This is a genomic window from Streptomyces sp. RLA131 (genome assembly GCF_056270125.1).
This window is the reverse complement of sequence record NZ_JBWDOQ010000002.1, coordinates 6076040-6097398: the sequence shown is the minus strand read 5'-3', so window position 1 is coordinate 6097398 and position 21359 is coordinate 6076040. Positions and strand designations below refer to the sequence as shown.

General features: G+C 71.7%; 20 protein-coding genes, 2 pseudogenes and 1 riboswitch. Of the genes and pseudogenes, 8 read left to right on the top strand and 14 right to left on the bottom strand.

The features are described from left to right. Positions 1–88 precede the first annotated feature (88 nt). A complete protein-coding gene (locus RWE79_RS28630) occupies positions 89–1126 on the top strand; it encodes an adenosine deaminase (protein ID WP_475942947.1) in 1038 nt (345 codons plus the stop codon). Next, positions 1111–1833, top strand: coding sequence for a glycerophosphodiester phosphodiesterase (locus RWE79_RS28625; protein WP_475942946.1), 723 nt, complete (start codon positions 1111–1113; stop codon positions 1831–1833). Before RWE79_RS28630 ends, RWE79_RS28625 begins: the two co-directional genes overlap by 16 nt. Here the strand turns inward: RWE79_RS28625 and RWE79_RS28620 are convergent. Beyond that, a complete protein-coding gene (locus tag RWE79_RS28620; RefSeq protein ID WP_475942945.1) occupies positions 1775–2935 on the bottom strand; it encodes a polyamine ABC transporter substrate-binding protein in 1161 nt (386 codons plus the stop codon). The two genes, RWE79_RS28625 and RWE79_RS28620, sit on opposite strands and share 59 nt — an antisense overlap. Positions 2936–3019: 84 nt before the next feature. Between RWE79_RS28620 and RWE79_RS28615 the strand changes: the two genes are divergently transcribed. The 3 genes from RWE79_RS28615 to RWE79_RS28605 all read left to right on the top strand — a co-directional run bounded on the left by RWE79_RS28615 (position 3020) and on the right by RWE79_RS28605 (position 6122). Next, positions 3020–4177, top strand: a complete 1158-nt coding sequence (locus tag RWE79_RS28615) for a sensor histidine kinase (protein ID WP_475942944.1) — start codon at positions 3020–3022, stop codon at positions 4175–4177. Next, positions 4174–4839: a response regulator gene (locus tag RWE79_RS28610; RefSeq protein ID WP_475942943.1), complete on the top strand. Its 666-nt coding sequence runs from the start codon at positions 4174–4176 to the stop codon at positions 4837–4839. The genes RWE79_RS28615 and RWE79_RS28610 overlap by 4 nt, the downstream gene beginning before the upstream one ends. 119 nt (positions 4840–4958) lie before the next feature. Next, positions 4959–6122 (top strand): serine hydrolase domain-containing protein, encoded by a 1164-nt coding sequence (locus RWE79_RS28605; RefSeq protein WP_475942942.1) that lies wholly within the window; start codon positions 4959–4961, stop codon positions 6120–6122. Here RWE79_RS28605 and RWE79_RS28600 read toward each other — a convergent pair. The 4 genes from RWE79_RS28600 to RWE79_RS28585 all read right to left on the bottom strand — a co-directional run bounded on the left by RWE79_RS28600 (position 6111) and on the right by RWE79_RS28585 (position 9886). Beyond that, complete coding sequence (locus tag RWE79_RS28600; protein WP_475942941.1) at positions 6111–7163, bottom strand: hypothetical protein; 1053 nt, start codon at positions 7161–7163, stop codon at positions 6111–6113. The two genes, RWE79_RS28605 and RWE79_RS28600, sit on opposite strands and share 12 nt — an antisense overlap. Further along, positions 7139–7876, bottom strand: a complete 738-nt coding sequence (locus RWE79_RS28595; protein WP_475942940.1) for an ABC transporter ATP-binding protein — start codon at positions 7874–7876, stop codon at positions 7139–7141. The genes RWE79_RS28600 and RWE79_RS28595 overlap by 25 nt, the downstream gene beginning before the upstream one ends. A 151-nt stretch (positions 7877–8027) precedes the next feature. Further along, on the bottom strand, positions 8028–9389 hold the full coding sequence (locus RWE79_RS28590; protein ID WP_475942939.1) for an aspartate aminotransferase family protein: 1362 nt from the start codon (positions 9387–9389) through the stop codon (positions 8028–8030). 2 nt (positions 9390–9391) lie between these two features. Further along, on the bottom strand, positions 9392–9886 hold the full coding sequence (locus RWE79_RS28585; protein WP_475942938.1) for an Lrp/AsnC family transcriptional regulator: 495 nt from the start codon (positions 9884–9886) through the stop codon (positions 9392–9394). 176 nt (positions 9887–10062) lie between these two features. Here RWE79_RS28585 and RWE79_RS28580 point away from each other — a divergent pair, with 176 nt between their 5' ends. Next, a complete protein-coding gene (locus RWE79_RS28580) occupies positions 10063–11499 on the top strand; it encodes a gamma-aminobutyraldehyde dehydrogenase (protein ID WP_475942937.1) in 1437 nt (478 codons plus the stop codon). Between the two features lie 70 nt (positions 11500–11569). Then, positions 11570–12070: pseudogene (locus RWE79_RS28575) on the top strand (hypothetical protein); the annotation flags it as partial. A 76-nt stretch (positions 12071–12146) separates the two neighbouring features. On the opposite strand, the gene RWE79_RS28570 reads toward RWE79_RS28575, so the two are convergent. From RWE79_RS28570 to rpsB, 9 genes are all read right to left on the bottom strand, one after another. Further along, the gene (locus tag RWE79_RS28570; RefSeq protein WP_475942936.1) at positions 12147–12884 is read right to left on the bottom strand and encodes an energy-coupling factor transporter transmembrane component T family protein; all 738 of its coding nucleotides are present in this window, start codon (positions 12882–12884) and stop codon (positions 12147–12149) included. After that, on the bottom strand, positions 12881–14227 hold the full coding sequence (locus tag RWE79_RS28565; protein WP_475942935.1) for an ABC transporter ATP-binding protein: 1347 nt from the start codon (positions 14225–14227) through the stop codon (positions 12881–12883). Before RWE79_RS28565 ends, RWE79_RS28570 begins: the two co-directional genes overlap by 4 nt. Further along, entirely contained in the window at positions 14227–14799 is a 573-nt protein-coding gene (locus RWE79_RS28560; RefSeq protein WP_475942934.1) for an ECF transporter S component, read from the bottom strand. The genes RWE79_RS28565 and RWE79_RS28560 overlap by 1 nt, the downstream gene beginning before the upstream one ends. After that, positions 14792–14898: riboswitch (TPP riboswitch) on the bottom strand. Its footprint overlaps the gene before it by 8 nt. Positions 14899–14946: 48 nt before the next feature. After that, positions 14947–16053, bottom strand: a complete 1107-nt coding sequence (rlmN, locus tag RWE79_RS28555) for a dual-specificity RNA methyltransferase RlmN (protein WP_475942933.1) — start codon at positions 16051–16053, stop codon at positions 14947–14949. A gap of 22 nt (positions 16054–16075) precedes the next feature. After that, positions 16076–17065, bottom strand: a complete 990-nt coding sequence (locus tag RWE79_RS28550) for a phosphatidate cytidylyltransferase (protein WP_475942932.1) — start codon at positions 17063–17065, stop codon at positions 16076–16078. 66 nt (positions 17066–17131) lie between these two features. Beyond that, complete coding sequence (gene frr / locus RWE79_RS28545) at positions 17132–17689, bottom strand: ribosome recycling factor (protein WP_475946168.1); 558 nt, start codon at positions 17687–17689, stop codon at positions 17132–17134. 126 nt (positions 17690–17815) lie between these two features. Then, the gene (gene pyrH / locus RWE79_RS28540; protein WP_475942931.1) at positions 17816–18550 is read right to left on the bottom strand and encodes a UMP kinase; all 735 of its coding nucleotides are present in this window, start codon (positions 18548–18550) and stop codon (positions 17816–17818) included. A 162-nt stretch (positions 18551–18712) separates the two neighbouring features. Next, the gene (gene tsf, locus RWE79_RS28535) at positions 18713–19549 is read right to left on the bottom strand and encodes a translation elongation factor Ts (protein ID WP_475942930.1); all 837 of its coding nucleotides are present in this window, start codon (positions 19547–19549) and stop codon (positions 18713–18715) included. 139 nt (positions 19550–19688) lie between these two features. Then, positions 19689–20636: a 30S ribosomal protein S2 gene (gene rpsB / locus RWE79_RS28530; protein WP_475942929.1), complete on the bottom strand. Its 948-nt coding sequence runs from the start codon at positions 20634–20636 to the stop codon at positions 19689–19691. A gap of 254 nt (positions 20637–20890) precedes the next feature. Between rpsB and RWE79_RS28525 the strand changes: the two are divergent. Further along, positions 20891–21343: pseudogene (locus RWE79_RS28525) on the top strand (peptidoglycan DD-metalloendopeptidase family protein); the annotation flags it as partial. Between the last annotated feature and the right edge of the window lie 16 nt (positions 21344–21359).

The following is a 21359-nucleotide window of genomic DNA, read 5'->3' as shown; positions in this document are numbered from 1 at the left end:
CCTGCGTCCGACGGCGAGCACGATCAATTCCGCGTTTACGATGAGCCGAGCAAGCGAACCACCGCAGCACCCGCAGGAGGAGCACCCCATGCCGGACAACCCGACCGCTCTCGGCGCCTTCATCGCGGGCCTGCCGAAGGCCGAGCTGCACGTCCACCACGTCGGCTCGGCCTCGCCCCGGATCGTCGCCGAACTGGCGGCCCGGCACCCCGACTCCAAGGTGCCCACCGATCCCGCCGCGGTGGCGGACTACTTCACCTTCAGCGACTTCGCGCACTTCATCGAGGTGTACCTGTCCGTCGTCGACCTGATCCGCGACGCCGAGGACGTGCGGCTGCTGACCTTCGAGGTCGCCCGCGACATGGCCCGGCAGAACATCCGTTACGCCGAGCTGACCGTCACCCCGTACAGCTCCACCCGGCGCGGCATTCCGGACACCGCCTTCATGGAGGCGATAGAGGACGCCCGCAAGGCCGCCGAGACGGAGCTCGGCGTCGTGCTGCGCTGGTGCTTCGACATCCCCGGCGAGGCCGGGACGGCCGCCGCCGAGGAGACCACCCGCCTGGCCGTGGACCTGCGGCCGGAAGGCCTGGTCGCCTTCGGGCTGGGCGGACCCGAAATCGGCGTGCCCCGCCCGCAGTTCAAGCCCTACTTCGACCGCGCCATCGCGGCCGGGCTGCGCAGCGTGCCGCACGCGGGCGAGACCACCGGCCCCGGGACGATCTGGGACGCGCTGCGCGACCTGCGCGCCGAGCGGATCGGCCACGGCACCAGCGCGGTCCGGGACCCGGAGCTGCTGGCGCACCTCGCCGAGCGCCGGATCCCGCTGGAGGTGTGCCCGACGTCCAACATCGCCACCCGCGCCGTGCGCACCCTGGACGAGCACCCGCTCAAGGAGATGGTCGCGGCGGGCTGCCTGGTCACCATCAACAGCGACGACCCGCCGATGTTCGGCACCGACCTCAACACCGAGTACGCGGTCGCCGCCCGCCTGCTGGACCTGGACGAGGCCGGTCTGGCCGCCCTGGCCACCAACGCGGTCGAGGCCTCCTTCCTGGACGCCCCGGGCAAGGCGCGGCTCACCGCCGAGATCGACGCGTACACGGCCTCGTGGTCCAGGCCGTAGCCCACCGCGGCGATCCGTACCGGCACCGCGAGAACACGCTGCCCGCGCTGCGCAGCGCGGTGCGCGCCGGGGCGGACGCGGTGGAGATGGACGTGCGCGTGACGGGCGACGGTGTGCCGGTGCTGCTGCACGACCCGACCCTGAAGCGGCTGTGGGGCCACCGGGACATCGCCCTCGCCGATCTCACGGCCGACCGGCTGCCGGCCGGGCTCCCCGGCCTCCACCAGGCCCTGGCCGCCACCGAGGGCGCCCGCGCGCTGCTCGACCTCACCGAGACCGCCTCGGTGGCCCCGGTGCTGGCCGCCGTACGGGAGGCGGGGGCCCGGGACCGTACGTACTACTGCGGGGAGGCCGCGGCGATGCTGGCGGTGCGGGACCTGGACCCGGGGGCGGAGATCTCGCTGACCTGGAAGACGGCCGCCCCGCTGCCTCCGCTGCTGCTGGCCGAGGTACGGCCGCGCTGGATCAACCCGAACTTCGGACTGGTCACCCCGGCCCTGGTGGCGTGGGCACGGGACAACGGGCTGCTGGTCGGCGCGTGGACGGCGGACACCCGGCGGACCATGCGCAGGCTGGAGCGGCTGGGGGTGGACGCCATCACCACCAACCGCATCGGCGTGCTGCGCGAGTTGCTCGGCGGTCCGGGGGTCAGCGGCCCACCAGCTTCTCCCACGACTTCTCCAGCTCGGGACGCTCGGCCTGGGTGATGTCGCGGGCGATGAACAGCCGCTTGCGCATGACGTCGTCGGGGAAGATCAGGGGGTCCTCGGCCAGGGCCGCCGTCTCCTTGTCCTTGCTGGAGGCCAGGACGTCCTGGGCGGCCGGTACCGGGCAGACGTAGTTGACCCAGGCGGCCAGCTCGGCGGCGACCTCGGGCTCGTAGTAGTAGTCGACGAGCCGCTCGGCGTTGCGCTTGTGGCCGGCGAGGTTGGGGATCATGAGGCTGTCGGCCCACAGCTCGGCGCCCTCCTCGGGGACGACGAACTCGATGTCCGGGTTGTCCGCCTGGAGCTGGATCACATCACCGGAGTAGGCCTGGCAGGCCAGCACATCGCCGGAGGAGAGGTCCTTGGTGTAGTCGTTGCCGGTGAAGCGCCGGATGTGGTTGCTCCGCAGCAGCTCGTGGAGCCGGTCGATGACCCGGTGGAAGTCGTCGGTGGTCCAGTGCCGGATGTCGACGCCGTCGCCCTGCATGAGCAGCGCGAAGGCCTCGTCCATCCCGGACAGCAGGGTGACCTGGCCGCGCAGGTCGTCCGCCCACAGGTCCTCGACATGCCGGATCTCCCGCCCCAGGGCCTTGCGGTTGTAGGCGATGCCGGTGATCCCGCACTGCCACGGCACCGTGTACTTGCGGCCCTTGTCGAATCCCGGGTCGCGCAGCAGCGGGTCGAGGTACCTGGTGACGTTGGGCTGGCGGGCGCGGTCCATCTCCTGCACCCAGCCGAGCCGGACATAGCGGGCACACATCCAGTCGCTGACCACGATCAGGTCGCGCTGCGGGTCGTGCCGGTTCATCAGCGTCGGGCCGAGCTTGCCGAAGAACTCGTTGTTGTCGTTGATCTCCTCGGTGTACCGGGTGTGGATGCCGGTGCGTTTCTCGAAGGCCTCCAGCGTCGGGCGCCGCTTGGGGTCGTCGTCGTCCACGTCGATGTAGAGCGGCCAGTTCGCGAAGTCGATCCGCCGTTCGGTCGCCGACCGGTCCCGCCCGGCCCGCCGGTTCGCCTCGATGTAGGCGGGCGGCACCCCGCAGCCGGTCAGAGCTGCGGCGAGCGCGCCCACCAGCGCCGTACGTCGAGAGAGATCAGCCATGCGCGCAAGCCTGGGCCCCGAAGGTGACCCCGGGCAACCGTCGTTTCGTCAGCGCTGATCACTTCCGTCTGACACTGTGTCGCCGTGGCACACCTCTTACGCCGGCCGCGGGCCGCCGGGCCCCGGACCGTGGACGCCGGGATCGCGCTGCTGGTGCAGCTCGCGGTCACCATGCCGTTCGTCATCCCGCGCGCGCCGGAACTGCCCCCGGCGGGCTGGGCGGCGTACGGGCTGACGAGCCTGGGGGTCCTGCCCCTGCTGTGGCGGCGGCGGGCGCCCTGCGCGGTGCTGGCCGCCGTCGCCGGGGCGCAGTTCCTGTACAAGGCGGTGCTGGACGGCCCCGGGCAGCCGCTGCCGTACGCGGGGCTGATCGCCGTGTACACCGTGGCGGTGCTGTCGCCGGCCCGCCGGCGGCTGACGATGTTCGTGGTGGCGGTCCCGCTGATCGTCGTCGGGGTGCGGCTCAACACCGGCGAGGTGCGCGAGCTGCTCTTCACGCTCTTCTGCTTCTTCGGCTCCTATGCGCTGGGCCGCAGCCGGCTGCGCGCCAACCGGGTCGAGGCCGAGCAGGCGGCGGTCCGTGAACGCGCCCGTATCGCCCGGGAGATGCACGACATCCTGTCGCACTCCGTGGCCCTGATGGTGGTCCAGGCCGAGGCCGGGCCGATCGCGGTGCGCACGGCGCCCGACCGGGCGGAGGCCGCGTTCGAGGCCGTCGCGGAGACCGGACGGGAGGCGATGACCCAGCTGCGCCGCATCCTCGGCGTGCTGCGCGAGGACGACGGTGGCGACGGCCCGCGCGAGCCGCAGCCCGGCCTGGCGGATCTGCCGGCGCTGGTGGAGCGGGTGGCGGCGGGCAGTGGCCTGCGCGTCTCGTACGACACCTCCGGCCGGGCGCGCCCGCTGCCGCCCGACGTACAGGCCACGGCCTTCCGCATCGTCCAGGAGGCGCTGACCAACGCCGTGCGGCACTCCGGCGCGAGCACGGTCGCGGTCCGGCTGGGCCACGGCCCGGACGCCCTGGCGGTGACCGTCACCGACGACGGGCGCGGACCGGCAGGCCCGGAGGCCGGGCCCGGCGGCCCGTACCGGGGGCACGGGCTGATCGGCGTCCGCGAGCGCGCCGCCGCGCACGGCGGCAGGGCCAGGACCGGCCCGGGTCCGGACGGCCGGGGCTTCGAGTTGACGGTGACGATCCCGCTCGCCCCGACCCTAGACTCACGGCAGGGGGTGGGGAGTTGACGATCCGGGTGCTGGTGGCCGACGACCAGGAGCTGGTGCGCAGCGGGTTCGCGATGATCCTGGACGCGCAGACCGGCATCGAGGTTGTCGCGGAGGCGGGCGACGGCCCGGCGGCCGTGGACGCGGCCCTGCGCCACTCCCCCGACGTGGCGCTGCTCGACATCCGGATGCCGGGCATGGACGGCATCGAGGCCTGCCGCGCGATCTGCGGGCGCACCCGGGCCCGGACCGTCATGCTGACCACCTTCGACTCCGACGAGTACGTCCACGAGGCGCTGCACGCGGGCGCCAGCGGCTTCCTGCTCAAGGACGTACGGCGCGACGACCTGGTGCACGCCGTCAGGGTCGTGGCGGCGGGCGAGTCGCTGCTCGCGCCCTCGGTGGCGCGGCGGCTGATCGCCGACTACACCCGGCGCGGGCGGCGCCCCTCCGACGGACACCGGCTGGACGGGCTGACCGCCCGCGAGCGCGAGACCCTGCTGCGGCTCGGCCGGGGCCTGTCCAACGCCGAGATCGCGGCGGACCTGACGGTGAGCGAGCACACCGTCAAGACCCATGTGAGCAGCGTGCTGGCCAAACTCGGCCTGCGCGACCGGGTCCAGGCGGTGATCTGCGCGTACGAGAGCGGGCTGATCGCGGCCGGAGATCCCTCGCAGGAGTGAGTCGCGGGCCGCGAAGACCACTCGCTCCGGCGATCCGGGTCGGGCCCGCGATCCCCAGGATGGGAGCCGTCCGGACAAACGACGGACGACCAGCCCAACTCCCTTCTGGAGCCGCAGAGATGAACTCCCCCACCCGCCGCGGCGTCATCGCCGCCACCCTGGCCCTCGGCATCGTCGCCGGACCGGCCGCCCCCGCCTTCGCCGACCCCGCGCCGGCCGCTGCGCAGGCGGCGTCGGCCACCGCCACGGCGCTCGACACCGCGGCCCTGGAGCAGGCCATCGCCGGGCTCCCGGCGGACGACGCCACCGCCGCCGTGATCCGGGTCGCCGGCCGGGACGGCACCTGGCGCGGTGTCTCCGGCGTCCACGACCTCGCCTCGGGCCGTACCGCCATCACCGACGGCCGCTTCCGGGCGGGCAGCGTGACCAAGGTGTTCACGGCGGCCGTCGTCCTCCAGCTCGTGGCCGAGCACCGGTTGGCCCTGGACCGGCCGGTGCAGGACTATCTGCCGGACCTCCTCCCCGCCGACCGCCCGCCGATCACGGTCGCCCAGCTGCTCAACCACACCAGTGGCCTCCAGCCCGCCGACGGTCCCGGTGACACCTTCGCCGACCAGTACGCGCACCGCTTCGACTCGTACACGCCCCAGGCGATGGCCGCCGAGGCGGCCGCCAAGCCGCTGGAGTTCGCGCCGGGAACCCGGCAGGACTACCTGAACATCAACTACACCGTGCTGGGGCTGCTCGTCGAGAAGGTGACCGGCACCTCGTACGAGCACCAGGTGCGGCGCCGCATCCTCACCCCGCTCGGCCTGCGCGACACGTACTTCCCCGGCGACGACCCGCGGATCCTGGGCCCGCACAACCACGGATACCAGACCACCGCGGACGGCCTGGTCGACGTCAGCGAGTGGAACGTCTCGGCCGGATGGGCCGCCGGCGACATCATCTCCAGCGCCGCCGACCTGGAGCGCTTCACCACCGCCCTGTTCGGCGGGAGGGTCGTCCCGAAGGCCCAGTTCCAGCACATGCTGGAGGTCCCGGAGGGCATCGACGGCGCCGCCTACACCATGGGCATGTCCCGCGCCGTGCTCCCGGACGGCACCGTGGCGTACGGGAAGACCGGCGAGCGCTACGGCTACTCGGCGGGGATCGGGGCCACCCTGGACGCCGACGGCCGGGTCCGGCGGACCCTGGTCTTCTCGGTCAACTCGACCGACGCCAAGTCCGAGACCGGGAACCCCCGCACGGTGCCGATCCTGCTGGCCGCCCTACAGGGGTGAGGCCGCCAGTTCCGCCACCGCCCAGGTGACCGGCACGACCGCCGCGATCACGACGACGCCGCGCAGCGCGGCCGCGCCCCGCAACAGCGAGGCGGGGGCGCCCAGGCCGGTGAGGGCGTCGGTGACGGGGCGGCGGGCGTGCCCGGCCTCGACCGCCGCGGAGAGGAGGGCCCCGACGGCACCGGCGGTGACGAGCACCACGCCGAGCAGGGTGAGCGGTCCGGCCGGGCGGCCCCCGGAACCGTGCAGCGCGGCCGAGCCGTGCAGAGCCACGACGCCGACGAGGGCGGAGGCCACCGCGCACACCACGCCCACCGGCCGGCCGATCCGGCGGGCGTCCTCCTGCAGGGCCCGTCCGGCGAGGAGCCGCAGGGCCCCGGGCCGGCCGGCCGCCAGCAGCCGGCCGCAGCCGTGCACCAGGCCGGGCACCGCCAGCACCAGCCCCGCCGCGGTGAGGGCCCAGCCGCCCAGCAGGGCGGGCCCGATCCGCCCGAGCCCCCCGGGCAGCGGCACCGCGGGCCCGGCGCCGGGGCGCGCGGAGAACTCCACCGCGACCCCGATCACCACCAGCGCGGCGCCCCACGGCAGCCCGGCCGGCGCCACCGCGGGCCCCCGTGGTGACCGGCCCGGCCGTGGGGCGCGCAGGCTCACCGCGGTGGCGACGGCCGCCACGGCGGGCAGCAGCGCCAGCAGGGTGAGCGCCCCGGCCCAGGGCACCGCCCGGTGCGTACCGTCGTAGGCCGCGAGGGCGACCGCGCTGCCCAGGGCACAGCTCAGGGCGCAGTGCAGGGCCGCCGAGGCCGCGCCCGGTCCCTCCGGCCGCCCCGGGCGGACCCGCGGTTCGGCACGGGCGGTCAGTACGGCCAGGTACGCACTGACCGCGAACGGCACGGTGCACCAGGCCAGCAGCGGCAGCGAGGCCCGGCCGGCCGCGGTCAGCAGGAGAAAGCCGGTCCCGGCGGCGGCGGCCCCGGCCGGCAGCCGCCGCAGCGGCACGGCGGGCCGTGAGCCGCGCGCTACACGGAAGCTGAGGCTGAGCACGACGCGGTGCCCTCCCGGTCCTGCCGGGGCATGCCGGACACCGGGCGGCCGTCGGCGATGGTGATCACCCGGTCGGCCACGGCGGCCACTTCCGGGTCGCCGCTGGCCAGCACCACGGTGATGCCGTGCGAGCGGGCCGCGCTGGTCAGCATGCGCAGCGCCTGGACGCGGTCGGCCCGGTGCAGCGGGGCGGTCGGTTCGTCGGCGAACACCACGGCGGGCCGGTTGGCCAGGGCGCGGGCCAGGGCGACCCGCTGGCACTGGGCCGGCAGGAGCTGCGCGGGCCGTCTACCGGCGATGCCGCCGATGTCGAGCCGCTCCAGCCACTCCTGGGCGGCGGCCCCGGCCTCGCGGTGCGGTGTGCCGCGCAGCATCAGCGGCAGGGCGGCGTTCTCCCGGACGGTCAGCTCGGGCAGCAGCTGCGGGGCGGCGCCGATCCAGCCGAAGCGCTCGCGGCGCAGCCGTTCGCGGGCCGCCCTGCGCAGGCTGTGCACGGGCGAGCTGTTGAACCACACCTCGCCCTGCTCCGGCAGCAGGTTCCCGGCCAGGCAGCGCAGCAGTGTGGTCTTCCCGGAGCCGTGCGGGCCCAGCACGCCGAGGATCTCCCCCTCGCGCACGCCGAGCGACATGCCGAGCAGCGCGGCCGAGCCGCCGTAGCTGTGCCGCAGACCTCGGGCCCACAGCACGTCGTTGTCCGGTGGGGCCTCGCTCACGTTCGCTACCTCCGCGTCTCGATCCCCCTGACCGGGTGAACGAACGCGAGGGGAGCCGGGTCACTGGGCAGACGCTCCGGGAAACGGCGCCGGGGCCGGGCACGCGTCGGCGTGCCCGGCCCCGTGAACCGGTCTGTGAGCGCGTCGGCGCTCAGAGCTTGGTCCAGGCCTCCGTGAGGACGGAGCGCAGGATGCCCTCGATCTCGTCGAAGGTGCCCTGGTCGGAGATGAGCGGCGGTGCGAGCTGCACGACCGGGTCACCGCGGTCGTCGGCGCGGCAGTACAGGCCGTTGTCGTAGAGCGCCTTCGACAGGAAGCCGTAGAGGACGCGCTCGGTCTCCTCGTCGGTGAAGGTCTCCTTGGTGGCCTTGTCCTTCACCAGTTCGATGCCGTAGAAGAAGCCGTTGCCGCGCACGTCGCCCACTATCGGCAGGTCGTGGAGCTTCTTGAGGGTGTCGAAGAAGGCGCCCTCGTTGTCGAGCACGTGCTGGTTGAGGCCCTCGCGCTCGAAGATGTCGAGGTTGGCGATGCCGACCGCGGCCGACACCGGGTGGCCGCCGAAGGTGTAGCCGTGCAGGAAGGTGTTGTCGCCCTTGTAGAACGGCTCCGCGATGCGGTCGGAGATGATGCAGGCGCCGATCGGCGAGTAGCCGGAGGTCATGCCCTTGGCACAGGTGATCATGTCCGGGACGTAGCCGAACTTGTCGCAGGCGAACATCGTGCCGAGCCGGCCGAAGGCGCAGATGACCTCGTCGGAGACGAGCAGCACGTCGTACTTGTCGCAGATCTCGCGGACCCGCTGGAAGTAGCCGGGCGGGGGCGGGAAGCAGCCGCCGGCGTTCTGCACCGGCTCCAGGAAGACCGCGGCGACGGTCTCGGCACCCTCGAAGAGGATCTCCTGCTCGATCTGGTCGGCGGCCCAGCGGCCGAAGGCCTCGGGGTCGTCGCCGTAGATCGGGGCGCGGTAGATGTTGGTGTTCGGCACCTTGTGCGCGCCGGGGACCAGCGGCTCGAAGGGCGCCTTGAGGGCCGGCAGACCGGTGATCGACAGGGCGCCCTGCGGGGTGCCGTGGTAGGCGACGGCCCGCGAGATGACCTTGTACTTGGTGTGGTGGCCGCGGAGCTTCCAGTACTGCTTGGCGAGCTTCCACGCGGTCTCGACGGCCTCGCCGCCGCCCGTGGTGAAGAAGACCTTGTTGAGGTCGCCGGGGGCGTAGTTCGCCAGCCGCTCGGCGAGTTCGACGGCCTTGGGGTGGGCGTAGCTCCACACCGGGAAGAAGGCCAGCTCCTGGGCCTGCTTGTAGGCGGTCTCGGCGAGCTCGTGGCGGCCGTGGCCGGCGTTGACGACGAACAGGCCGGACAGGCCGTCGACGTAACGCTTGCCCTTGTCGTCGTAGATGTACGTGCCCTCGCCGCGCACGATGGTCGGCACAGGGGCGTTCTCGTACGACGACATGCGGGTGAAGTGCATCCACAGGTGGTCGTACGCGCTCTTCGAGAGGTCCGCGCTCATAGCTATCTGGTTCCCCAGGTGTAGGTCTGCTTCCGGAGCTTCATGTAGACGAAGCTCTCGGTGGAGCGCACGCCGGGCAGCGTGCGGATCCGCTTGTTGATGGTCTCCAGGAGGTGGTCGTCGTCCTCGCAGACGACCTCGATCAGCAGATCGAAGGAGCCGGCGGTGATGACGACGTATTCGACCTCCTCCATCTCGGCCAGCGCGTCGGAGACGGGTTCGACATCACCCGCGACGTTGATGCCGACCATCGCCTGTCGCCGGAACCCCACGGTGAGGGGGTCGGTGACGGCGACGATCTGCATGACGCCCTGGTCGAGCAGCTTCTGGACGCGCTGTCTGACGGCAGCCTCGGAGAGGCCGACGGCCTTCCCTATGGCTGCGTAGGGACGGCGTCCGTCCTCCTGCAACTGTTCGATGATCGCCTTGGAGACGGAGTCGATCGCCGGGGCCGTGCCGTTGGCAACGTTCCTGGGATCCGGGGTGCGAGTGGCCACGGGCCCCACTCTGCATGAGAGGTCGGCCGTCACGCAAGCCCCGATCGATGTAATTCGTGGTTCGTGAGCTCAGATCTCACGGATTCCATTGTTTCGGGCCACCAGGTATGTCGAATACGGCAGTGTTACAGCTAGGCTGGACCTCACACCAGTACACCGGACAGGGAGAGGTTGCAGTGAGCGAGCTCCGTACTCTGCGCAACTACGTCGACGGAGAATTCCGCGACGCCGCCGACGGCCGGACCACCGACGTGGTCAACCCGGCCACCGGCCAGGTCTACGCGACCGCGCCGCTGTCCGCAGCCGCCGACGTCGACACCGCCATGGCCGCCGCAGCCGCCGCCTTCCCCGCATGGCGCGACACCACACCCTCCGAACGCCAGAAAGCCCTCCTGAAGATCGCCGACGCCATCGAGACACGCGCCGACGAACTGGTCGCCACCGAGAGCCAGAACACCGGCAAACCCCTCGCCCTGACCGCGAGCGAGGAAATCCCGCCCATGGTCGACCAGATCCGCTTCTTCGCCGGCGCCGCCCGCCTCCTCGAAGGCCGCTCCGCAGGCGAGTACATGGACGGCATGACCTCCATCATCCGCCGCGAACCCGTCGGCGTCTGCGCCCAGGTCGCCCCCTGGAACTACCCCATGATGATGGCCGTGTGGAAGTTCGCCCCCGCCATCGCCGCCGGCAACACCGTCGTCCTCAAACCCTCCGACACCACCCCCGCCTCCACCCTCCTGCTCGCCGAAATCATCGGCGACATCCTGCCCCCCGGCGTCTTCAACGTCATCTGCGGCGACCGCGACACCGGCCGCACCATGATCGAACACCCCGTCCCGGCCATGGCCTCCATCACCGGCTCCGTCCGCGCCGGCACCCAGGTCGCCACCTCCGCCGCGAAAGACGTCAAACGCGTCCACCTCGAACTCGGCGGCAAAGCCCCCGTCCTGGTCTTCGCCGACACCGACATCGCCAAAGCCGTCGAGGACATCACCGTCGCCGGCTACTTCAACGCCGGCCAGGACTGCACCGCCGCCACCCGCGTCCTGGTCCAGGACACCATCCACGACGAATTCCTCACCGCCCTGACCAAAGCAGCCGCCGCCACCAAAACCGGCCCCGCCGACGACGAGGACGTCCTGTACGGCCCCCTCAACAACGCCGCCCAGCTCGCCCAGGTCACCGGCTTCATCGACCGCCTCCCCACCCACGCCAAAATCGAGACCGGCGGCCACCAGGTCGGCGACCAGGGCTACTTCTACGCCCCCACCGTCGTCTCCGGCCTCCACCAGGACGACGAGATCATCCAGAACGAGGTCTTCGGCCCCGTCATCACCGTCCAGAAATTCACCGACGAGGACCAGGCCCTCACCTGGGCCAACGACGTCGACTACGCCCTGGCCTCCTCCGTCTGGACCAAAGACCACAGCCGCGCCATGCGCCTGTCCAAAAAACTCGACTTCGGCTGCGTCTGGATCAACACCCACATCCCCCTCGTCGCCGAAATGCCCCACGGCGGCTTCAAGAAGTCCGGCTACGGCAAGGACCTCTCCGCCTACGGCTTCGAGGACTACACCCGCATCAAACACGTCATGACCTCACTCGACGCCTGATGCACGCACCCAGCCACGTACGGGGCCCCCGGACGCCGAGCGTCCGGGGGCCCGGCGTAATGTCCATGCCATGGAGTTCCACGGATCCTCCGAGGAACGCGCCACGCTCGAACGGCGCGTACGCGCATGGCTTGCCCTCTTCGTCGTCTGCCTGCTGCTGAGCGGACTGACCGCCTTCCCCCTGGTGCACGAGGTGCGCTGGGTGGACGGCATGCATCTGCCGGGCGCCCTCGGCGAGTGGATCGGCCGGGTCCGTGAGGGCCTGGACGCCACGGACGCGAAGTACCCGTTCATCATGTACGGGACGGACTGGCTGGCGTTCGCACACCTCGTCATCGCCGTCGCGTTCTACGGGGTCCACCGTGACCCCGTGCGCAACATCTGGGTGGTCGAGTTCGCGATGATCGCCTGCGTCGGGGTCGTCCCACTGGCGCTGATCTGCGTCCCGATCCGCCACATCCCGTACTGGTGGACGCTGATCGACATGTCCTTCGGGGTCTTCGGCATCATCCCGCTGTACCTCCTGCGGCGCATGATCAAGCGCCTGGAACTGCTGCCCGGCCCCGATGCGCGCAGGCCCGATGTGCCCAGCTACGAAACGCCCAGCTCCGATGTGCCCAGCCCCGATACGCCCAGCTCCGATACGCCTAGCCCAGCAGCGGCCGGAACGCCCCTGCCGCAAGGCTGACCCCCAGCGACAGTGCCGCGACGCACACCGCGCCCACGACCAGCGCGGCGTCGGCAGCGCCGAACGACTGCCGTCGGGCGAACGTGCGCGGAGCGCCGGAGTCGAACCCCCGGGCGTCCATGGCCAGGGCCAGCCGGGTGCCCCGCCGGATCGCACCGACGAGCAGCGTGAAGGCGGCGGAGGCGAAGAGCCGCAGCCGGGCCAGCGGATCACGGCCGGCGTCGACACCGCGGGCGCGGCGGGCCAGGTTGATCAGCCGCCACTCCTCTCCCAGCAGCGGCACCAGCCGCCAGGCCGCCAGCGTGCCGATCGCGAAGCGCACGGGCACCCGGGCGTTCTGCACCAGGGCGTCGGCGAGGTCCGTCGGATCGGTGGTCGCGAAGGCAATGATCCCCGGCAGCGCCACGGCGAACAGCCGCAGGGCCAGAGCCAGGGCGGAGGCGGCCACGTGTTCCCGGTCCTGCGCGAAGAGGAACAGCGTGAACACGGCCCCGAGCACGCTGACCAGCAGCGGCCAGGCGCGGCGCGCCAGCGCCCCGTACGGGATGCCGAAGAACGGCACGACGGCCAGCTCCGCGGCGAGCGCGACAGCGGGGGCGACCGGATCGAGGCTGACCACCAGGGCCAGCGTCACGACGGCGGCGGCCAGGAGCTTGGCGGCGGGGTTACGGCGGGCCAGCGGCGCGGCGGAGTTCATCCGACGGCCTCCAGCGGGCGGGCGGCCAGAGGCAGTTCGCGGGCGCCGGTCGCGACGGTGAAGTCGGGGTCATGGGTGACGGCGACGATGCCGTGGCCGTCGTCGCGCAACCCTGCCAGCAGGGCGACGAGTTCGGTCCAGGTCCGCCGGTCCTGGCCGAAGGTCGGCTCGTCCAGGATCAGCAGCCGGGGAGCGGCGGCCAGCGCGGTCGCGACGCTGAGGCGGCGCTGCTCGCCGCCGGAGAGCGTATGAGGGTTGGCCTCGGCGAGCGCGTCCAGGCGCAGCCGTACGAGAAGCTCGTCCACCCGCCCCGCCTGGCCGCCGCCCAGGGCGAGTTCGTCCCGGACCCTGGCCGTCACGAACTGGTGGGCCGGGTTCTGGAACACCGAACCGATCCGTCCGGCCAGCGCCCGGGCCCGCCACTTGTGGGGCGGCTTCGCGGCGTCGGCGCCGGCCAGGGCCGCCGTCGCGGTGACCGGCCCGCCGACCGGCTTGCGCAGGCCGCCGAGCTGGAGGGCCAGGGTGGTCTTGCCTGCGCCGTTGGGCCCGGTGACGGCCAGCGCCTCGGCGGCCCGCACCTCGATCGCCTCCTTGCGCAGCAGTACCTCGCCGGGTGCCGTGCGCGGTGCGCACACCACGACGGGACGGCCCGGCACCCAGACGCCGTCGGCGGCCAGTTCGTCGCCGTGGTCGGCGAAGATCCGCTCCGGCGGTCCGTCGGCGCGGACGCCGCCACCGGGCTCCAGGACGATGACCCGGTCGAGCAGCGGCACGAGTTCGGCCACCCGGTGCTCGACGACGATCATGGTGGTGTCCGTCAGTCCGGCCAGGGCGTCGCGCACCAGGCGGGCGCCCCCGGGGTCGAGGTTGGCGGTGGGTTCGTCGAGCAGCAGCAGCCCGGGCCGGGACACCAGCGCCCCGGCGAGCGCGAGCCGTTGCTGCTCACCACCGGAGAGCGCGGCCACCGACCGGTCCCTGCCGTACGGGAACCCGACCCTGCGCAGCGCGTCGTCGACCAGCGGCCAGATGCGGTCCGGCGCGGTACCGGTGTTCTCCAGCCCGAAGGCCACGTCGTCACCGGCCCGGGCCATGACGAGCTGGGACTGCGGGTCCTGGAAGACGATGCCCGCGCGCTCCCGGACCTCGATCGTGCCCTCGCGATCCCCGGACTCCGGCGGCAGCAACCCCGCGAGCGCGGCCAGCAGCGTGGACTTGCCGGCCCCCGACGGGCCGAGCAGCGCGACCCGTTCGCCGTGCGCGATGTCCAGGTCGACGCCGCGCAGCGCCCAGCGGCGCCGCCCGGCGTGCCGGTGGCCGAAGCCCCGGAGTCGTACGCAGGACATCAGACCGCGACGCGCTCCCGCCCGGACGGGAACGGGTCGAGCGCTCCGGTCTGGGCGAGGGACCTGGTCAGCGCCAGGCTGCCGAGCCCGGCGATCACGGCCGAGCTGACGACGACCAGCGCGGCGTACGCGGCCTTCCAGCCGCCGCCGGTGTCCGGGTAGTAGAGCACGATGTCCAGCAGTGCGGCCGCCGCGCCCGCGAGCGCCCCGCCGGCCAGCGCGGTCGGCCAGCGCCAGCTGCGGTACGCGCTCAGCGCGAAGCCGAACTCCCCGGCCAGGCCCTGCAGCACTCCGTACAGCAGGGTGACCAGGCCCCACGGCGAGCCGAAGAAGGTCGCCACGGTGGCGGCCACGACCTCGCAGAAGATGCCCGCGCCCGGCTTGCGGATCACCAGTGGGCCCAGCACCGCGGGGACCAGCCACACGCCGTAGAGCACGGCCCGGCCGGGCAGCGGGATGGCGTTGGCCGCGCCCTCCCACAGCGTGCTCCAGGCCCAGAAGATGACGCCGAACGCGGCGCCGAGGACGGCGGTCACCACGATGTCGACGGTCCGCCAGCGATTGCTGCTCATGTCTGTGACTCCCTTCGCCGGCATTACCCGGATCAGGTTCGAGGGTCTGCGGCCCGTGGCCGCACTCTCAGCGCTGTGCGCGCTCCCCTGTCGGAAATGTTCACTTGTACGATCATTCGATCGCGATCCGCACTGTAGCAGCGCAGATCAGCCCTCGGAAGCCGCCAGCTGACCGCAGGCACCGTCGATCTCCTGGCCCCGCGTGTCCCGCACGGTCACCGGCACGCCGTGCGCCTCCAGGCCCCGTACGAACGCCCGCTCGTCCTCCGGCCGCGACGCCGTCCACTTCGACCCGGGGGTCGGGTTGAGCGGGATCAGGTTCACGTGCACCCGGTGGCCCTTGAGCAGACGGCCGAGCAGATCGGCCCGCCAGGCCTGGTCGTTGATGTCCTTGATCAGCGCGTACTCGATGGAGATACGGCGGCCGGACACCTCCGCGTAGTGCCACGCGGCGTCCAGCACCTCGCGCACCTTCCAGCGGGTGTTGACCGGCACCAGCGTGTCGCGCAGCTCGTCGTCGGGCGCGTGCAGCGACACCGCGAGCCGGCACTTGAAGCCCTCGTCGGCGAAGCGGAGCATCGCCGGGACAAGGCCGACCGTCGAGACGGTGATCCCGCGCTGCGACAGCCCCAGCCCGTCCGGCTCGGGGTCCGTGAGACGGCGGATCGCGCCGACGACCCGCTTGTAGTTGGCCAGCGGCTCGCCCATGCCCATGAAGACGATGTTGCTCAGCCGGGCCGCGCCGCCGGGGATCTCGCCGTCGCGCAGCGAGCGCATCCCGGCGACGATCTGGTGCACGATCTCGGCGGTGGACAGATTGCGGGTCAGGCCCGCCTGGCCCGTCGCGCAGAACGGGCAGTTCATGCCGCAGCCCGCCTGCGAGCTGATGCACATCGTCACCCGGTCCGGGTAGCGCATCAGCACCGACTCGACCAGCGTCCCGTCGAAGAGCTTCCACAGCGTCTTGCGCGTGGTGTCCTCGTCGCAGGAGATGTGCCGGACCACCGACATCAGCTCCGGCAGCAGGTCGCCGGCCAGCTTGCCCCTGGCGGCCGCCGGGATGTCGCTCCAGGCGGCCGGGTCGTCCGCGTACCGCGCGAAGTAGTGCTGCGACAGCTGCTTGGCGCGGAACGGCTTCTCGCCGAGCTCCGCCACCGCCTCGCGGCGCTCGGCGGGCGTGAGGTCGGCAAGGTGCCGCGGCGGCTTCTTGGCGCCGCGCGGCGTGACAAAGGTGAGTTCTCCGGGTGCAGGCATGGTCGTACCAGTGTCGCAGACCTCAGCCGGTGCCCACGAAGACCACCAGGAGCAGCCACACCACCGGCGCCGTGGGCAGCAGCGAGTCGAGCCGGTCCATGATTCCGCCGTGGCCGGGGAGCAGGTGGCCCATGTCCTTGATGCCGAGATCGCGCTTGATCATGGACTCGCCGAGGTCGCCCAGGGTGGCGCTGACCGCGACCGCCAGGCCCAGCAGCAGGCCCTGCCACCACACGCCGTCGTCGATGAGGAACTGCATGCACAGCGCGCCCCCCGCCATGGCGAAGGTCACAGCACCGACCAGGCCCTCGCGGGTCTTGCCGGGGCTGATCCGCGGGGCGAGCCGGTGGGTGCCGAAGCGCCAGCCGACGGCGTACGCGCCGGTGTCGCTGATCACTGTGAGGATCAGGAAGACGAAGACCCGCCAGGCGCCGTCCCCCGCGGCCAGCATCATGGAGACGAAGGTGGCCAGGAACGGCACGTAGAAGGCCGCGAAAACACCGGCGGTGACGTCCCGCAGGTAGTTCTCGGGTGGCTCGGTCATCCGCCAGACCAGTACCGCGAGCGCGGTGAAGGCCATGGCCACCCAGGCGCCCTCGGCGCCGCGCGCATAGCCGGCGACGACCATGGCCGCGCCGCCCACCGCGAGCGGCACCAGGGGGGCGCGGATCTCCTTGCGCTCGGCGAGCCGGGAGGTGAGTTCCCACAGGCCGACGACGACAGCCGCGGCGACGACGCCGACGAACACCGCCTTGACGACGAAGAGCGAGGCGATGACCACGGCTCCGAGGCCGACACCGACCCCTATCGCCGCCCGCAGGTTGCGGCCGGCGTTCTTCTTGGCGCGGCCCGGCTGTTCCGGCCCGGACGACGGCGGCTCGGGGGTCGCGGGCCGCTCCGCGGGCTGGGGGGCCTCGTCGCGGAACAAGGGGCCGCTCAGCTGAGCAGCCCCTTCGTTCTCGCCTCCCCAGGAGCCGGCGCGTGGCGAAGCTCCCCAGGAAGAGTCGTTCACGGAGATTCGCCTCGCGTTTTCGTTCCGGATCCGGTGGGAGAGGTGAGCAGGAGTGGCGCGGGCGGCTCAGACTTCGAGCAGCTCGGCTTCCTTGTGCTTGAGCAGTTCGTCGACCTGCGCGACGTACTTGTGCGTGGTGTCGTCGAGTTCCTTCTCGGCGCGGCGCACCTCGTCCTCGCCGCTCTCGCCGTCCTTGACGAGCTTGTCGAGGGTCTCCTTGGCCTTGCGGCGCACGCTGCGGATGGAGATCCGGGCGTCCTCGGCCTTGCTGCGGGCGACCTTGATGTACTCCTTGCGGCGCTCCTCCGTCAGCTGCGGGAAGACCACGCGGATGATGCGGCCGTCGTTGCTCGGGTTGACGCCGAGGTCGGAGTCGCGGATCGCCTGCTCGATGTTGCGCAGCGCGCTGGAGTCGAACGGGGTGATCACGGCCATCCGCGGCTCGGGCACCGCGAAGGAGGCCAGCTGGTTGATCGGGGTCAGGGCGCCGTAGTAGTCGGCCACGATCTTGTTGAACATCGCCGGGTGCGCACGACCGGTACGGATCGCGGCAAAGTCCTCCTTGGCGACCACGACGGCCTTCTCGAACTTCTCCTCCGCTTCGAGGAGGGTTTCTTCAATCACCATGTGCTCCTGGTTTTCAGAAGGCGGGGCGGCCTCGCCCCTGTGCGCGTCTTTCCTGCACGGTGTCCGACCGGCAGCGTCTTGTCCATCCCCGTAACGAGCCGGCGGGCGGCCCCGGGCGTGCGTCTAGCCGCGGGTGCCCTGGTCGTTGACGAGCGTGCCGATCTTCTCACCCTTCACGGCCCGCGCGATGTTGCCCTCCGTGAGGAGCTCGAAGACGAGGATCGGAAGCTTGTTGTCCTGACACAGCGTGATCGCCGTCAGGTCCGCGACGCGCAGGTCGCGGGAGATGACATCGGCGTACTCCAGAGCGTCGAACATCACCGCGTCCGGGTTCTTGCGGGGGTCGGAGTCGTAGACCCCGTCGACCCCGTTCTTGCCCATGAGCAGCGCCTGGGCGTGGATCTCCAGGGCGCGCTGCGCGGCGGTGGTGTCGGTGGAGAAGTACGGCATGCCCATACCGGCGCCGAAGATGACGACGCGGCCCTTCTCCAGGTGGCGCACGGCGCGCAGCGGGATGTAGGGCTCGGCGACCTGGCCCATGGTGATGGCGGTCTGCACGCGGGTCTCGATGCCCTCCTTCTCCAGGAAGTCCTGGAGGGCGAGGCAGTTCATGACGGTGCCGAGCATGCCCATGTAGTCGCTGCGCGCGCGGTCCATGCCGCGCTGCTGCAGTTCGGCGCCGCGGAAGAAGTTGCCGCCACCGATGACGATGGCGATCTCGTAGCCGTCCCGGACGACCGCGGCGATCTCCCGGGCCATCGTGTGCACGACGTCGGGGTCAACGCCCAGTCCGCCTCCGCCGGCGAAGGCCTCACCCGACAGTTTGAGCATATACCGGCGGTGGGTGCTGTCAGACATGGAGTTCTCCTCGTGCACGTACGAAGAAGGCCATTGCCGCGCGGGTCCGTGATCGTTCCCTGTACGGCAATGGCCTCCTCGTCACAACTGCGTACGACCCTAGCGGGGTCGTCGGTCAATCGCCTGCGTCACGGCTGGTGTGCCGTGCGCGGGATGGACGTCTCAGACGCCGACGCGGAAGCGGGCGAAGCGCTTCAGCGTGACGCCGGCCTCGTCCAGGACCTTGGCGACGGTCTTCTTGCTGTCCTTGGCGAACGCCTGCTCCAGGACCGAGTTCTCCTTGACGAAGCCGGTGACGCGGCCGTCGACGATGCGGGACAGGGCGGCCTCGGGCTTGCCCTCCTCGCGCGCGGTGGCCTCGGCGACGCGACGCTCGTTCTCCAGCACGTCGGCCGGGATCTCCTCGCGGGAGAGGTAGGTCGGGGCGAAGGCGGCGATGTGCTGCGCGACGTCCTTGGCGACCTCGGCGTTGGGCTTGTCCAGCTCGACCAGAACGCCGACCTGCGGGGGCAGGTCCGGGCTGGTGCGGTGCAGGTAGGAGGCGACGAAACCGTCGGTGAACTGCGCGAAGCGGTCCAGGACGATCTTCTCACCGAGGGTGGCGTTGGCCTCGTCGACGAACGCCTGGACGGTCTGGCCGTCCTTGATCTCGGAGCCGAGCAGGGCCTCGATGCCGGCCGGCTTGGTGGCGGCGACGTGCGCGGCGATCGCGTCGGCGACGACGACGAACTTGTCACCCTTGGCGACGAAGTCGGTCTCGCACTTCAGCTCGACGAGGACGCCCTCGGAGTTGTCGGCGGCGATCAGGGAGACGACGGCACCGTTGGAGGCCGAGCGGCCTTCGCGCTTGGTGACGCCCTTCTGACCCTTGACGCGGAGGACCTCGACGGCCTTCTCCAGGTCGCCCTCGGCCTCTTCGAGCGCCTTCTTGCAGTCCATCATGCCGGCGGCCGTCAGCTCGCGGAGCTTCTTGACGTCGGCGGCGGTGAAGTTCGCCATGGTCTGTGAGTCTCTTCTCGGAAAGTCGGTGAATGCCGATGAATCCCGGTGGATCCCGGTGAATCCGGCGGTTCTACGGGTGAACGGCGGGGGCCATGGGCCCCCGCCGTCTTCAGCCGTGATGAGGAAAGGCTGAGGCTCAGGCCTGCTCGGCCTCGGCGGCCGGGGCCTCGGCGGCGGGCGCCTCGGTCTCGGCAGCGGCCTCGGCGGCCGGCTCCTCGGTGGCCTCGGCCGCGGGGGCTTCGGCGGCGGGGGCCTCTGCAGCGGGGGCCTCTGCAGCCTCGGCGGCGGGGGCCTCGGCGGTGTCGTCCGACTTGGCCTTCTCGCCCTCCAGGAGCTCGCGCTCCCAGGCGGCCAGCGGCTCGGCCTCGGTCTTGTCCGCACCGGTGGCGACACCCGAGCGGGAGATGAGGCCCTCGGCGACGGCGTCGGCGATCACACGGGTGAGCAGCGTGACGGAGCGGATCGCATCGTCGTTGCCCGGGATCTTGTAGTCGACCTCGTCGGGGTCGCAGTTGGTGTCGAGGATCGCGACGACCGGGATCCGGAGCTTGCGCGCCTCACCGACGGCGATGTGCTCCTTCTTGGTGTCCACGATCCAGACGGCGCTGGGCACCTTCTGCATCTCACGGATACCACCGAGGGTCTTCTCCAGCTTGTCCTTCTCGCGGGAGAGGACCAGGAGCTCCTTCTTGGTGAGGCCGGAGGCGGCCACATCCTCGAAGTCGATCTCCTCAAGCTCCTTCAGGCGCTGCAGGCGCTTGTAGACGGTCGAGAAGTTGGTGAGCATGCCACCCAGCCAGCGCTGGTTGACGTACGGCATGCCGACGCGGCCGGCCTGCTCGGCGATGGCCTCCTGGGCCTGCTTCTTCGTACCGACGAACATGATGGAACCGCCGTGGGCGACGGTCTCCTTGACGAACTCGTAGGCGCGGTCGATGTACGACAGCGACTGGAGCAGGTCGATGATGTAGATGCCATTGCGCTCGGTGAAGATGAAGCGCTTCATCTTCGGGTTCCAGCGCCGGGTCTGGTGCCCGAAGTGGACGCCGCTTTCCAGCAGCTCCCGCATCGTGACGACGGCCATAGCCGTACTCCTTGGGGTCTCGGTTACGTTCCTGACGCCCCGACGCGCCGTGCCACGGACGAAGTCCGGGACCGAGGAGCGCGGCCACACCATGTGTGGCGGGGCGTGCGAAGTCGATCCGGTGACCCGGATCGCCATGGAAAGTGTAAGGGACCGCCGGAGCCCGGGGCGACACCCATCAGGGGGCGCACGGAGTTATCCACAGGCGCAGAGCAAGATCATCTGTTGGGACGGTACTGCGCGACCCTCGGATCATGACACAGCACCTGGTGTTTCTCCTGGTCCTGGCCGCCGTACTGGGCCCCGGCGCGGGCGTCGGCCCGGCCCCCGGCCCGGCCCCCGGCGCGGCTTCCCACGCGGCTGCGGGACCGGCTGCCGGCGAAGGCGGCCGCGCCTGGCCCGTGGCCGCCGCCGCGGGTGCGCGCCGCCCGGTGGTCGAGCGCGGCTTCGCCCCGCCCCTGCTCCCCTGGGGCGCCGGACACCGGGGCGTCGATCTGCGGGCCGGGCCGGACACCCCGGTACGGGCCGCCGCCCCCGGCCGGGTGAGCTTCGCGGGGTCGGTCGGCGGGCGCGGGGTCGTGGTGATCGCGCTGTCGGTGCCCGGTGCGCCGCGGATCACCTACGAGCCGGTGCGGCCCTCGGTGGCGGTCGGCGAGGAGGTCCCGGCCGGCACGGTGGTCGGCGTCCTCCAGGGCGGCGTCCGCTCGCACTGCGCGGGGCGCT

Coding starts and splice junctions, on each gene's coding strand:
- RWE79_RS28630 (WP_475942947.1), top strand. CDS start 89: ATGCCGGACAACCCGACCGCTCTCGGCGCCTTCATCGCGGGCCTGCCG.
- RWE79_RS28620 (WP_475942945.1), bottom strand. CDS start 2,935: ATGGCTGATCTCTCTCGACGTACGGCGCTGGTGGGCGCGCTCGCCGCA.
- RWE79_RS28605 (WP_475942942.1), top strand. CDS start 4,959: ATGAACTCCCCCACCCGCCGCGGCGTCATCGCCGCCACCCTGGCCCTC.
- RWE79_RS28590 (WP_475942939.1), bottom strand. CDS start 9,389: ATGAGCGCGGACCTCTCGAAGAGCGCGTACGACCACCTGTGGATGCAC.
- RWE79_RS28570 (WP_475942936.1), bottom strand. CDS start 12,884: ATGAACTCCGCCGCGCCGCTGGCCCGCCGTAACCCCGCCGCCAAGCTC.
- RWE79_RS28565 (WP_475942935.1), bottom strand. CDS start 14,227: ATGTCCTGCGTACGACTCCGGGGCTTCGGCCACCGGCACGCCGGGCGG.
- RWE79_RS28560 (WP_475942934.1), bottom strand. CDS start 14,799: ATGAGCAGCAATCGCTGGCGGACCGTCGACATCGTGGTGACCGCCGTC.
- rlmN (WP_475942933.1), bottom strand. CDS start 16,053: ATGCCTGCACCCGGAGAACTCACCTTTGTCACGCCGCGCGGCGCCAAG.
- pyrH (WP_475942931.1), bottom strand. CDS start 18,550: ATGTCTGACAGCACCCACCGCCGGTATATGCTCAAACTGTCGGGTGAG.
- tsf (WP_475942930.1), bottom strand. CDS start 19,549: ATGGCGAACTTCACCGCCGCCGACGTCAAGAAGCTCCGCGAGCTGACG.
- rpsB (WP_475942929.1), bottom strand. CDS start 20,636: ATGGCCGTCGTCACGATGCGGGAGCTGCTGGAAAGCGGCGTCCACTTC.